At 74.6% G+C, this 12,684-nt stretch carries 9 protein-coding genes; 5 read left to right on the top strand and 4 right to left on the bottom strand.

What is annotated here, in order from left to right; translation table 11 throughout:
* Positions 1–43: 43 nt before the first annotated feature.
* From mutS to miaA, 3 genes are read left to right on the top strand one after another with little or no spacing between them, the layout of a single operon-like run.
* Positions 44–3,160, top strand: coding sequence for a DNA mismatch repair protein MutS (gene mutS / locus THESUDRAFT_RS11055; protein ID WP_006904877.1), 3,117 nt, complete (start codon positions 44–46; stop codon positions 3,158–3,160).
* Between the two features lie 10 nt (positions 3,161–3,170).
* Positions 3,171–5,309, top strand: coding sequence for a DNA mismatch repair endonuclease MutL (gene mutL, locus THESUDRAFT_RS11050; protein ID WP_006904876.1), 2,139 nt, complete (start codon positions 3,171–3,173; stop codon positions 5,307–5,309).
* Between the two features lie 6 nt (positions 5,310–5,315).
* On the top strand, positions 5,316–6,311 hold the full coding sequence (miaA, locus tag THESUDRAFT_RS11045; protein WP_156821928.1) for a tRNA (adenosine(37)-N6)-dimethylallyltransferase MiaA: 996 nt from the start codon (positions 5,316–5,318) through the stop codon (positions 6,309–6,311).
* Between the two features lie 255 nt (positions 6,312–6,566).
* Here miaA and THESUDRAFT_RS12525 read toward each other — a convergent pair whose 3' ends face one another.
* From THESUDRAFT_RS12525 to THESUDRAFT_RS11025, 3 genes are read right to left on the bottom strand one after another with little or no spacing between them, the layout of a single operon-like run.
* Positions 6,567–7,385 (bottom strand): hypothetical protein, encoded by an 819-nt coding sequence (locus tag THESUDRAFT_RS12525; RefSeq protein ID WP_006904873.1) that lies wholly within the window; start codon positions 7,383–7,385, stop codon positions 6,567–6,569.
* Positions 7,366–7,971 carry a GTPase domain-containing protein gene (locus tag THESUDRAFT_RS11030; RefSeq protein WP_006904872.1) on the bottom strand — a complete coding sequence of 202 codons (606 nt, stop codon included), beginning with the start codon at positions 7,969–7,971 and terminating at the stop codon, positions 7,366–7,368. Before THESUDRAFT_RS11030 ends, THESUDRAFT_RS12525 begins: the two co-directional genes overlap by 20 nt.
* Entirely contained in the window at positions 7,968–8,999 is a 1,032-nt protein-coding gene (locus tag THESUDRAFT_RS11025) for an AAA family ATPase (RefSeq protein WP_006904871.1), read from the bottom strand. The genes THESUDRAFT_RS11030 and THESUDRAFT_RS11025 overlap by 4 nt, the downstream gene beginning before the upstream one ends.
* A gap of 206 nt (positions 9,000–9,205) precedes the next feature.
* On the opposite strand from THESUDRAFT_RS11025, the gene hflX reads away from it, so the two are divergent.
* The gene (hflX, locus tag THESUDRAFT_RS11020) at positions 9,206–10,768 is read left to right on the top strand and encodes a GTPase HflX (protein ID WP_006904870.1); all 1,563 of its coding nucleotides are present in this window, start codon (positions 9,206–9,208) and stop codon (positions 10,766–10,768) included.
* A 72-nt stretch (positions 10,769–10,840) separates the two neighbouring features.
* Positions 10,841–11,362, top strand: coding sequence for a DUF456 domain-containing protein (locus THESUDRAFT_RS11015; protein ID WP_006904869.1), 522 nt, complete (start codon positions 10,841–10,843; stop codon positions 11,360–11,362).
* 71 nt (positions 11,363–11,433) lie between these two features.
* Here the strand turns inward: THESUDRAFT_RS11015 and lexA are convergent, their stop codons facing one another.
* On the bottom strand, positions 11,434–12,039 hold the full coding sequence (lexA, locus tag THESUDRAFT_RS11010; protein ID WP_006904868.1) for a transcriptional repressor LexA: 606 nt from the start codon (positions 12,037–12,039) through the stop codon (positions 11,434–11,436).
* Positions 12,040–12,684 lie beyond the last annotated feature (645 nt).

Raw genomic sequence — 12,684 nt, 5'->3', positions numbered from 1 at the left:
GGCTGACGAGCCTCAGCAGGGCAGGTCGGGCCGGGAAACCCCGATGATGCGTCAGTACCGGGAGTGGAAGGAGCGCTACCCGGACTGCATCCTGTTCTTCCGCCTGGGCGACTTCTACGAGATGTTCGGCGACGACGCCCGCCTGGCCGCCAGGATCCTGGACATCACCCTGACCTCCCGGGAGACGGCCAAGGGCGAGCGGGTGCCCATGTGCGGCGTGCCCTACCACGCCGTCGACCAGTACCTGCCGCGCCTGGTGGAAGCGGGCTACCGGGTCGCCATCTGCGAGCAGGTGGAGGATCCGCGGCTGGCCCGGGGGCTGGTGCGCCGGGAGGTGGTGCGGGTCGTCACCCCCGGCACCCTCTGGTCGGCGGCGGGACGGGACGAGAGCCGGTACGTGGCCGCCCTGGCCCTCGACCCGGATCCGGCCACCCGGCCCGCGGGTAATGGCCGGGTCCCGGCTCCGCAGCCGGCAGGCAGCGGCCTTGAGACCGGCAGCGCCGCGGGGGCACCGCGGGTTCTGGGGCTCGCCTACGCCGACGTGTCCACGGGCGAGTTCACCATCGCCCAGCTGGCCGGGGACGACCCCCTGCGCCTGGCCCTGGACGAGCTGGCCCGGCTGCAGGCGGCCGAGTGCCTGCTGGGACCGGGGCTGGAGGGACCTGGCGCCGCCGGGCTGGAGCAGACCCTGCGGGAGCGAGGCTGCACGCTCACCCGCACCGAGGCCGGTCCCTGGCGCCTCCGGGAAGCCGCCGCCGCCCTGGCGGCCCAGTTCGGCCGGCCGGCGGTCGACCAGGCCCGGGCGGAGACCGGGGCCGCCGCCTTGAGCGCGGGCGGCGGGCTCCTGGCCTACCTCCGGGCCACGCAGAAGGTGGACCTGGAGCACCTGCGCCGGCTGCGGACCGATGCCCTGGGACAGTGGCTGGCCATCGACGCCAACAGCCGCCGGAACCTGGAGCTGGTGCGCCGGCTGCGGGACGGCTCCCGCCAGGGCACCCTGCTGGACGTGCTGGACCTGACGGAAACGGCGATGGGCCGGCGACTCTTGCGCCAGTGGATCGAGCGTCCCCTGGTGGACCCTGCGGCCATCTCCGCCCGGCTCGATGCGGTGGAGGCCCTGGTGCGCGACCCCTTCCTGCGGGCCGGGCTGCGGCAGCAACTGGCCGGCATGCAGGACCTGCCGCGTCTTTTGGGCCGGGTGGGCTACCAGCAGGCCAACGCCCGCGACCTGCTGGGCATCGCCCGCGCCCTGGAGCGGCTGCCGGAGCTGGCAGCGCAGCTGGAGGGAGCCGCCAGGGCCGGCCCCCTGGGCCGGCTGGAGGCCGTCCGCCAGGCCCTGGATCCCCAACTGGCGGGCCTGGCCGCCCGGTTGCGAGGGGCGCTGGTGGACGATCCGCCCACCGGCATCACCGAGGGCGGGCTGATCCGGGACGGGTTCCACCCCGAAGTGGATGCCCTGCGCCAGGCCATGGCCCAGGGCCGCCACTGGATCGCGGCCCTGGAGGCGCGGGAGCGGGAGCGCACGGGCATCAAATCCCTGAAGGTGGGCTTCAACAAGGTCTTCGGGTACTTCATCGAGGTGACCCGGGCCAACCGCCACCTGGTGCCTCCCGACTACGAGCGGCGGCAGACGCTGGCAGGGGCCGAGCGTTTCGTCACCCCGGAGCTCAAGGCGATGGAGAGCCGGATCCTGGGGGCGGAGGAACGCCTGGCGGCCCTGGAGCACCAGCTGTTCCTCGAACTGCGGCAGGAGGTGGCCGCAGCCATCCCCCAGCTGCAGGCCACCGCCGACGCCCTGGCCGAGCTGGACGTGCTGGCCGCCCTGGCCGAGGCCGCGGCCCGGTACGGGTACGTGCGCCCCAAGCTGGCCGCCGACCGCCGGCTGCGCATCAAGGCAGGGCGGCACCCCGTGCTGGACCGGACGCTGGAGGGCCGGTTCGTCCCCAACGACATCGACCTGGACGGCGAAGAGGAACGGGTCATGCTGATCACCGGCCCCAACATGGCCGGCAAGAGCACCTTCATGCGCCAGGTGGCCCTCATCGTCATCATGGCCCAGATGGGCAGCTTCGTGCCGGCCGCCGAGGCGGAGATCGGCCTGGTCGACCGGATCTTCTGCCGGGTAGGGGCCAGCGACGACCTGGCCTCGGGCCAGTCCACCTTCATGGTGGAGGTGGCGGAGACGGCCCTGGCCGTGCACCACGCCACCCCCCGCAGCCTGATCCTGCTGGACGAGATCGGCCGCGGCACCAGCACTTTCGACGGCATCGCCATCGCCCGGGCGGTGATCGAGTACATCCACGACCGCATCGGGGCCCGCACCCTGGTGTCGACCCACTACCACGAGCTGACGGGCCTGGCGGCCACGCGCCCCGGGATCCGCAACTACCACGCCCGGGTGGTGGAGGAAGGGGACGGCATCCGCTTCCTCTGGCGCATCGCGCCCGGCGGCGCCGATCGCAGCTACGGCATCAATGTAGCCCGGCTGGCGGGGTTGCCGGTGGAGATCGTGGAGCGGGCCAAGGCCATCCTGGCGGAACTGGACCGGCGGGCCGGGCCGCGGCAGATCTCCCTGGCCGACCTGATGGCGCAGCCCGTGGGGGCTCCGCCGTCCCGGGACGAACCCGGCACCGGCGCCGCCGGAGCGGCGCCGCCGGCTGGGGTCCCCGGCTCCGGCGGCGGCAGCCCGCCCGGCGCGCCGCAACCGGGCGCCGCAGCGGGGGAGACCGGCGGGAGGGCCACCACCGGGCGGGCCGGCGGCGAGGCGGCGGGGACCGCGGGCCTCGGGCCGGGCTCGCCGGCAGGGGCGCCGGGTACCGCCGGGGCGCTGCCGGGCTGGTCCCAGGCTGCCGCTGCCCGGGAGCCCGGTACGGGGGAGCCTCCCGGCCCGGCCGGGGTCTTGGGGACGGGGCCCGGGGCACCCGGTGCGGTCCCCGCACCTGCCGCCCCGCCCGCCACCGCCCCCGGCGCGGGGGACGGGGCGCCGGCCGCCGGGGGGACGGCGGCCTCCGCCGCCCCGCCCGCAGGGGAGCGCCTGGCGAGGGCCTGGCTCGAGCAGCTGGCCCGGCTGGATCTGGTCCGCCTGACGCCGCTGGATGCCATGAACCTGCTCTACGCCTGGCAGCGGCGGCTGAAGCGGCTCGCGGAGGGCGGCGAATAGGAGGAGGCCCATGGGCAGGATCCGGCGCCTGGATCCCCAGGTGATCAACCAGATCGCCGCCGGCGAGGTGGTGGAACGGCCCGCCTCGGTGGTCAAGGAGCTGGTGGAGAACAGCCTGGATGCCGGCGCCCGCCGCATCCGCGTCGACGTGGCGGAGGGCGGCCTGCGCTCCATCACCGTGTCCGACGACGGCTGCGGCATGGACCCCGACGATGCCCTGCTGGCCGTGGAGCGCCACGCCACCAGCAAGATCAGCCGCCTGGACGATCTGGCCCGCGCCGGCACCCTGGGCTTCCGGGGCGAGGCCCTGGCGGCCATGGCCTCGGTGGCCCGCCTGGAGCTGGTCACCCGGCCGCCGGCGGCGGAGGGCGGCTTCCGCGTGGTGGTCGAAGGCGGCGCCCAGCGCAGCGCCGGGCCCTGGGCCAGCCCGCCCGGCACCCGGGTGACCGTGCGGGACCTGTTCTTCAACACGCCGGCCCGGCGCAAGCACCTCAAGGGGCCCGTGGCCGAGTTCGGCCGCATCGCCGACGTGGTCACCGCCCACGCCCTGGCCCGGCCCGACGTGCGCTTCGAGCTCTGGCACAACGGCCGGGAGGTGCTGCGCACCTCCGGCAGCGGCGACCCAGCGGTGGCGGTGCTGGAGTGCTTCGGGCCCGACGTGGCCACCGGCCTGATCCCGGTGGCGGCCGCCGGCGACGCCTGCCGGATCGAGGGTTACGTGGGGGCCCCGCGCATCGCCCGGGCCAGCCGGGCCTGGCAGTTCTTCAGCATCAACCGCCGGCCCGTCCAGGTGCCGAGCCTGCGCTTCAGCCTGGAGAACGCCTACCGCCACCTGCTGCCCGCCCGCCGCTACCCCGTGGCCGTGCTGGCGCTGACGGTGCCGGGGGAGGAGGTCGACGTCAACGTCCACCCCGCCAAGCTGGAGGTGCGCCTGGTGCGGGAACGGGCGGTGGCGTCCCTGCTCTACCGGGCGGTGGAGAGCGCCCTGGCCGAGCGGGACCCGCTGCGTCCTGCGGCGCCGGGCCCCTTCTATGCACCCTCTCCTGGAAACCCCGGCGAGCGGTTCACGCCCCCCAAGGGGCCCTGGGGCAATGGGGAAGGCCCCTGGCGCCCGGGGTCGCCCCGGTGGGTGCGGGGGGCGTCGTGGGCGGTGCGGCCGGGGAGCGGTCGAGCTCCCGAAGTGGCGTCCGGAGGGGCGGCGGGAGGGACGGCGGAGGCCGCGGCGGAAGCGGCGGCAGCCTATGAGGGGGCCACGGCCGCCTGGCTGGAGGTCTTCCGCCGGGGGGAAGAACCCCACGGGACCGGGGCGGCGCGCGGGCCACGAGCGGGACAGGCCGGTACTCCCGGGGAGACGTTCGAGCCCGCGCCGCAGCCGCCCGGCGAGGGGTGGGGGAGTCCGGGCGCCCGGAGGGACGACCCCGCCGGTGGAACGGGCAGCCCGGCGGCCGGGACCGGGTCCCTTGCCCGGGAGGAGGAGGTGCCCGACGGAGCGCGGCAGCCGGGCGTGGGGCCCGCGGGCCCCACGCAGGACGCCCGGGATCTGCTGCTGCGCCTGGAGCCCCTCGGCCAGGTGGCGGGGACCTACCTGGCCTGTGCGGGACCCGACGGCCTGTACGTGGTCGACCAGCATGCCGCCCACGAGCGGATCTACTTCGAGCGGTTCCTGGCTCAGGGAGCCGGCCAGGCCGGCGTGCCCGCCCAGCTGCTGGCCGTCCCCGTGGTGCTGGACCTGCCGGCATCGGAATACGCGCTGCTGCTCGAGCAGGCGGCCGCCGTGGCCCGCATGGGCTTTCAGATCGAGCCCTTCGGGCCCCGCTCCGTGGCCGTGCGGGCGGTCCCGGCCGCCCTGGCCGACCGGCCGGCGCCGTCCCTGCTGGCCGACCTCCTGGCCCGGCTGCTGGCCGAGGCGGTCCGCGGCGGGGGGGAGGAGGCGCCGGTCCTGGACACCGACCGGGCGGCCCGGATCCTGGCGGCCTGCAAGGCGGCCATCAAGGCGGGGGACCGGCTCCACCCCCAGGAAATGGCCCAGCTTCTGGCCGACCTGGCCCGCTGCCGGCAACCCTATGCCTGTCCCCACGGCCGGCCCACGGTGATCCGCGTGGGGGTCGACGAGCTGGAGCGCCGGTTCGGCCGGCGGGGCGGGGGGTGAGGCGGCGTGCTCATCGTGATCGTGGGACCCACGGCGGTGGGCAAGACCGAACTCTCCCTGCTGCTGGCCGATCTCATGCCCGTCGAAGTGGTTTCCGCCGATTCCACCCAGGTCTACCGGGGCCTGGACATCGGCACCGACAAGGTCGATCCTGCCGTCCGGCGCCGCATCCCCCACCACCTGATCGACATCCGTGACCCCGATGAGCCGTACAGCGTGGCCGATTTCCGGCGGGACGCCACGGCGGCCATCCAGGCCATCTGCCGGCGGGGGCGGTACCCGGTGCTGGTGGGAGGGACGGGCTACTACGTCACCGCCCTGCTGCGGGGCTTTGACTTCGAGCCCGTTCCTCCCGACCCGGACCTGCGGCGGCGGCTGGAAGAAGAGTACGAGAAGCTGGGCCCGGAGGCCCTCCACCGGCGGCTGGCCGCCGTCGACCCCCAGCGGGCCGCGGTCATCTACCCCCGCGATCGCAAGCGGCTGGTCCGGGCCCTGGAGATCTGGTACCAGACCGGCCGGCCGCCCAGCCAGTTCGCGCCGCCGCGCTCGGGGCCCCTCGCCTTCGCCGCCCGCTGCTACGGCCTGACGGCACCGCGGGATGACGTCTACCGCGCCATCGCCCGGCGGGTCGACCGCCAGCTGGCCCGGGGCCTGGTGGAGGAGGTGCGGCGGCTGCTGGAGGCGGGGTACGACCCCCGGCTGCCGGCGCTGCAGGCCCTGGGCTACAAGGAGATCGCGGGATACCTGCGGGGCGAGTACGACCTGGCCGAGGCCCGGCGGCGGCTCATTCGCAACACGCGGCACTATGCCAAGCGGCAGTGGACCTGGTTCCGCCACCAGCTGCCGGAGGTCCGGTGGTTCGACCGCCGGGAGTGGACCCTGCCCCAGGTGGCCCGCTTCATCGCGGCGGAGGCGGGGGCGGGGATGCCGTCCGGGAAGGTACGGGCTCCGGTGGCACCGGCAAAAGACGACCCGGGCCAGGCCCCTGCCCCGGGCCGCTGAGGGCGGGCGGGGCCGTGTTGTCGGGGTCGTGGCCTGCCCCGGTCCGGTGGTCGCAGACGGGACAGCTGCCTCGCACCAGGGCCTCGGCCCGCAGGGCAAGGGGCGCTTCGGCGCAGCCCAGCCGGTAGCCCTCTCGCCGCCCCCGCCGCCGGCCGGCGGCATACCCGGCGGCCAGCGCCAGGACGAGCAGGGCGGCCCCGGCCAGCACCGCCGCCACCCCCGTTTCGGCCAGCGCCGGCACGGACGCCCCCGGGCTCACGGCACACCCTCCCCGCCGGCCGGAGGGCCGGCCGGGGATCCACCGCGTTGTGGGGGTGCCCCGGAGGCCACGGCGCCGTTGCCGGCCTGGGGATCCCGCGCCGGGTGCGTCCGGCCCCGCCTCCCCGGGACCAGCGGCCCGCGACCGGCCAGCCCGGCCCCGGCGGCTGCGGCCCAGGCGGCCACCGCCCGCAGGGGGTCCCAGGCGGCCGCCACCAGAGCCAGCCCGAGCCCGGTCAGCAGCGCCTCTTGCGGGCCGAGCCGCGCCGCCCAGTTGCGGGCGGGCCCGGCCCCGGGCACCGGCCCAAGCGGGTCGTCCCCTGAGGTCCGGGCTTGCTCCCGCCGCAGGTCGATCCAGTCGTCCACCAGTTGTACCGAGCCCACCAGGGCCAGGGCGGCCAGGGTGTCCGGCAGGCCCGCGGCGGCCACCGAAAGGGCCACCGTGAGCGCCGTCTCCTGCCAGGCGCGCAGCCCCAGGGGCAGCCGGGTGCCGCTGCCGTGGGCCATCCCCCAGGCGTAGCTGGCCCAAAAGAGAAGCAGCGCGTCCCGCAGGGAAAGGGCGGCAGCGGCGGCCAGGGCAGCCAGGGCGTAGGCGGTGGCGGCGGGCCCCAGGCGGGCGGCGGCGTTGGGCCGGCCCGTCCAGGCATCTTCTTCCCGGTCGAGGACGTCGTCCATCAGCTTCACCGCCACGCCCACCAGCAGCACCGCCAGGACCCGCAGCCCCTCGGCTGGACCGGCGGGCGGCAGCCATCCGGCCGCCAGCCCCTCCCGCCAGCGGGCCAGCAGGGGAAGGAGATCAGACGTAGCGGGCCACAAAGCGCCGCACCTCCCGGAAGCCGGTCCGCTGCAGGGCCGAGACCGGCAGCACCGGCCGGCCGCTGAAAACCCGCCGGATGGTGGCCAGCCCGCCGGGCGCGGCGGGCAGGTCCATCTTGTTGGCCAGGACGGCGTAGGGTGCCCGCAGGGGCAGGTAGCGGGCGATCTGGACCTCCACCTCGGCGATGGCGCTCCGGCCCTGCCGCCCCACCCGGTCGGCATCGATCACGTGCAGCACGGCATCGGCCAGCCGGAGGGCCCGCAGGGTCTGGGCCACCGCCAGCCGGACCTGGCGGTCCTCGTCGATGCCGTCCAGAAGGCCGGTGGAGTCGGTGAGCACCACCACCCGGGCCCGCTTGCGGCCCGGCACGGACACCGTCAGCGACTGCAGGCAGCGGGTGGTGTGGGGCTCGTCCCCCACCAGCAGCGGGCGGTCCCGTTCCAGGTGGCAGGGCCGGGTGAAGGTGCCGCCCTCGGCCGCCTGGACGGTCATCTCCGCCCGTTCGATCCCCAGGTAGCGCGCGAAGTTGAGCAGGAACAGGGTCTTGCCCGCGTTGGCTTGCCCGATGATCAGCGCCGTCTTCACGGCCACCCCTCCCCGGGGCCGGGGGCCGGGTCGAAATCGGCCGCGGTGAGGCGCATGAGCTCCTCCCGGCCGGCCGCGGGCCGGTCCAGCAACCGGACGGCCTGCCGGCGGATGGCCCGCTCGATCAGGTTGCGGACCGTGCGGGCGTTGCCGGACCGCTCGCCGTAGCCGGGAGGCAGGGACAGGAGGATCTCCCGCAGCCTCTGCTCGGCGCCGGGATCCAGCCGGTATTGCCGCTGCCCGGCCAGCTGGTGGGCGATGGCCACCAGTTCGTCCACGGTATAGTCGGGAAAGGTCAGGTGGATGGGGAACCGGGAGCGCAGGCCCGGGTTCACCTGGAGGAACCAGGCCATCTCCTGCCGGTACCCTGCCAGGATGACCACCAGCCGCTGCCGGTGGTCTTCCATCTGCTTGACCAGGGTGTCGATGGCTTCCTTGCCGAAGTCCTTCTCGCCGCCCCGAGCCAGGGAGTACGCCTCATCGATGAACAGCACCCCGCCCAGGGCCTGGTGGATGACCTGGCGCGTTTTCTGGGCCGTGTGGCCGATGTACTCGCCCACCAGGTCGGCCCGCTCGACCTCCACCAGGTGGCCCTTTTCCAGCACGCCCAGGGCCCGGAAGAGCCGGGCCAGGATGCGGGCCACGGTGGTCTTGCCGGTGCCCGGGTTGCCGGTAAAGACCATATGCAGGGTCAGGGGCTCGTTGATCAGGCCGGCCCGGGCCCGGCGCTCCCGCACGGTGACGTAGGCCCGGATCTCCCGGACCACCCGCTTGACGTGGTGCAGGCCGATCAGCGCGTCCAGCTCGGCCAGGGCCGCTTCGATTTCCCGCTCTCGCTGCCGCTGGTCCTCCGTGGTGTCCGGTGCCGGTTCCCGCTCCAGCCGGTGCAGGTAGACCACCGCCTGGGGCGGGGCGATGCGGCCGTCCTCGATCCAGCGCAGCACCTCGTCGGGGGAGGACGGCTGGGGCGGTTGCGGGGACGGCACCCGGCCGCCCGCGGGCGGGCGGGTGACGACGACGCGTTCCATGAAACCACCTCCGGCCCGGCATCGTTCCAGTGTATTCGGGGCGCCGGGGCGCCGTGTTCGTCCGGCGCCGGGGGATAGGAGGCGGGGGTCCAGGCGAGGTCCCTCCGCCCCCGGTGACGCCGCGGACGTCGCGGGGGTGTCTGATAGAATTCGGGTAGATGCGGCGGGGAGGGCCGGGGGGCAGGCGGGAGGAAGGAGGAACCGGCTTGACGGGCGACAGCGCCGGCGGAAGTCCCCGCCGGCGGCCGGAAAGGGCGCTGCTGGTGGGCGTCAGCTGGGAGCGGGGCGGGCGCCTCTCCCCCGAGGAGCGGCTGGCCGAGCTGAGGGAATTGGCCCGCTCCGCGGGGGCGGAGGTGGTGGGGGAGATCCGCCAGCGGCGGGACCGGCCGGAGCCCGCCACCCTGATCGGGCCGGGCAAGGTCCAGGAGGTGGCGGAGGCCCGCCGGCGGCTCGAAGCCGACGTGGTGATCTTCGATCGGGACCTGACCCCGGCCCAGCAGCGGAACCTGGAGCGGGCCATCGGCGGCAAGGTGATCGACCGCACCCAGCTGATCCTCGACATCTTCGCGTCCCGGGCCCGGACCAGGGAGGGCCAGCTGCAGGTCGAACTGGCCCAGCTGCAGTACCTGCTGCCCCGCCTGGCCGGCATGGGCGAAGCCCTCTCCCGCCTGGGCGGCGGGATCGGCACCCGGGGCCCTGGCGAGACCCGCCTGGAGGTCGACCGCCGCCGCATCCGCCGCCGGATCGCGGGCCTGCGCCGGCTGCTCGCCGAAGTCCGCCGCCAGCGCCAGACCCAGCGCAAGGGGCGGCGCCGGGCGGGGCTGCCCGTGGTGGCGCTGGTGGGCTACACCAACGCCGGCAAGACCACCCTGCACGCCGCGCTGGTCCGGCGGTTCGGGGCCGTCCCGGCCGGTGCGGTGGTGGCGGGCCGCGACCGGCTGTTCGACACCCTGGACCCCGCGGTGCGGCGGGTCGAGTGGCCCGGTCTGGGGCCCGTTCTGGTGGCCGACACCGTGGGGTTCATCCACGACCTGCCGCCCCACCTGATCGCCGCCTTCCGCGCCACCCTGGAAGAGGTCCTGGAAGCGGACCTGCTGCTCCACGTGGTCGACGTTTCCCAGCCGCGGTGGCCCGTGGATGTGGACACGGTGGAGGAGATCCTCGATGACCTGGGCGCCGTCCAGCCCCGGCTGCTGGTGCTGAACAAGATCGACCGGGGGGAGGCCGGGGGAGAGGGGGCGAGGGGAGAGGCGGCCGGCGGCGAGGAGACCCGACGACACGATGCGGAGTGCAAGGGCGGGGAGGCCGGCGGCGGCGAGGCCTGGGGAAGGGAATCCGGAGACGGGAGCAGGGACCCCAGGGGAGAAGGCAGGCCGCCCGAGGCCATCCCGACGGCGCATCCCCTGCCGGCGGCCCCCTTGAGCGGCGAAAATGCGGCCCCTGCTGGTATTGGCGGCCGGGCCGTGCGGGTTTCCGCGCTGACGGGCCAGGGACTGGACCGGCTGGCGGTTGCGGTGGCGGAACTGCTGGGTCGGGATCGCCGCCGGGTGCGGGTGGAGGTGCCCTACCACCGGAGCGACCTGCGGTCCCGGATTCATGCCGGGGGCCCCGTCCTGGCGGAAGAACCGGTCCCGGCGGGCTGGAGCCTGGTGGCCCTCCTGCCGCAGGCCGAGATCGGGCGGCTCCGGCGGGCCGGGTGCCGCATCGAGGACGCGGCGATCGGGGACGCGGAAGATGGTGCAAGGAGGCTGGACGGGAGCCGGCCTTGAACCGGGCGTGGCGGGCCGGGCCGGCCGCTGCAACGGGCGGAACGGCGCCGCAGACGGGAGGGATCAGGGATCATGCCGATCCTGCCGGGAATGGCGGCTGAGGCTGGAGGAGGCCCGTGGTGGCTCGCCCTGCTGGCGTCCATCGGCATTGCCGCTGGCCTGGTGGGAACCGTCCTCCCCGCGCTCCCGGGGATCCCGCTGGTCTTCCTGTCCATCGCCGGTTACGCGGTCGCCACGGGCTTTCGGGAAATCTCCGGCACGGCCCTGCTGGTCATGTTGGCGGCCACCGTGGCCGGCATGGCCCTGGAATACGGCCTGGGGCCGGCAGCGGCCCGGCGCCGCGGCGCCAGCCGGGCCGCCTTCTGGGGTGCCATTGCAGGTGGACTGGCCGGCACCTTCATCCTGGGCCCCCTGGGCATCTTGCTGGGGCCGCTGGCCGGGGCCGTGGTGGGTGAACTGGCCAGCGGCCGGACATGGCAACAGGCGTTGTCCACCGGCTGGACGACAGCGGTGGGACTGGTGGCCGGCCTGGCACTTGAGCTGCTCATCGGCCTCGCCATGGCGGTCTACTTCTGGATACGGGTCCTCGCATGAGGCCGCGCCGCGGGTCAGGTGCCGCGGTCCGGGGCATTCCTGGCCTTGAATCGGCCTTGATCACCCCGGTCTCAAATCATCCGGCGCAGAAGGGCCACCACCTTCCCGAGGATACGGGCCGTCCGCACGCGGATGGGTTCCATGGCCGGATTCTCCGGCTGCAACCGGATGCCGTCGCGCTCCCGGTAGAACCGCTTCACCGTCGCTTCATCGTCGATCAGGGCGACCACGATGTCCCCGTTGTCGGCCGTTTCCTGCCGGCGGACGATGACGTAGTCACCGTCCAGGATGCCCGCCCCGATCATGCTGTCGCCGCGGATGCGCAGGGCGAACACCTCCCCCTCGGGCACCAGCTCCGTCGGGAGGGGGAGGACGTCCTCGATGTTCTCGACCGCCAGGATCGGCTGGCCCGCGGTCACCTGCCCCACCAGGGGGACCGGCACCGTCCGCGTCCGCAGGCCGGATTCCTCCAGGACCTCGATGGCCCGCGGCTTGGTGGGATCGCGGCGGATGTAGCCCTTTCGCTCCAGCCTCGCCAGATAGGTGTGGACGGTGGATGTGCTCTTCAGGCCCACCGCTTCCCCGATTTCCCGTACCGAAGGGGGATAGCCTCGCTCGCGGATCGACGCCTTGATGTAATCGAGAATCTGCCGCTGCCTGCGGGTCAGCTCTTCCAAGTCGGCACCTCCCACCGCCGCGGGCCCTTTTCCCGCTGCTTAGGCCGCCCCGGTTCCTAACCCGGTGGATCGGCCTTTTCCACCACCTTGGCGCCGTGACGCCGGCGCTGCCGGCTTCGGGCGCCGGCGGACCGCCCTGCACCCGCCCTGCACCCATTGTACGGATCGAAAGCAGGTTCCACAAACAGTTGTTCGGACCCCGCGTGGGAATTCCTGCATGATGGGACGCACCGTCGCCAGATTTTTGTCCCTTGACACCGAACGGATGTTCCATGGTATGATGGGACCCGAACACATGTTTCGGTACCGGGGGGATGACCGTGGCAGTACGGGTTCAGTGCCGGGGTGCCAGACCCTTTGGCGACGGTAGGGGCCGAAGCGGCCGGCCGGCGGCGGGCGCTTTCAGGCGCCGCCGGTACCGATGGGGCCGGCCTGGGCGGACCGTGGCCGCGCTGGTTCTTGTGACAGGGGTGATCCTGGGCGTAGCCTGGGGCGGCGGGCTCTGGCCGGCACGGGCGGTGGCTTCGGACGAGGGTGCGGCCAAGCCGCCGGTTCAAAAGGTGGCCCGTCATCCAGGGGGCGCGGATCCGGCGGCACGGGCCGGGAGGTCACCGCAAGCGTCGACCACGAATGGCGATGGCGCTG

Source organism: Thermaerobacter subterraneus DSM 13965 (assembly GCF_000183545.2).
Lineage (GTDB): Bacteria > Bacillota > Sulfobacillia > Thermaerobacterales > Thermaerobacteraceae > Thermaerobacter > Thermaerobacter subterraneus.
The sequence above is the reverse complement of the archived record's forward strand: the minus strand, read 5'-3'. Positions and strand labels throughout refer to the sequence as shown.

Bases quoted from the DNA above. Each gene is read 5' to 3' on its own strand.
- mutS (WP_006904877.1), top strand. From the start codon at position 44: ATGATGCGTCAGTACCGGGAGTGGAAGGAGCGCTACCCGGACTGCATC.
- mutL (WP_006904876.1), top strand. From the start codon at position 3,171: ATGGGCAGGATCCGGCGCCTGGATCCCCAGGTGATCAACCAGATCGCC.
- THESUDRAFT_RS11025 (WP_006904871.1), bottom strand. From the start codon at position 8,999: ATGGAACGCGTCGTCGTCACCCGCCCGCCCGCGGGCGGCCGGGTGCCG.
- THESUDRAFT_RS11015 (WP_006904869.1), top strand. From the start codon at position 10,841: ATGCCGATCCTGCCGGGAATGGCGGCTGAGGCTGGAGGAGGCCCGTGG.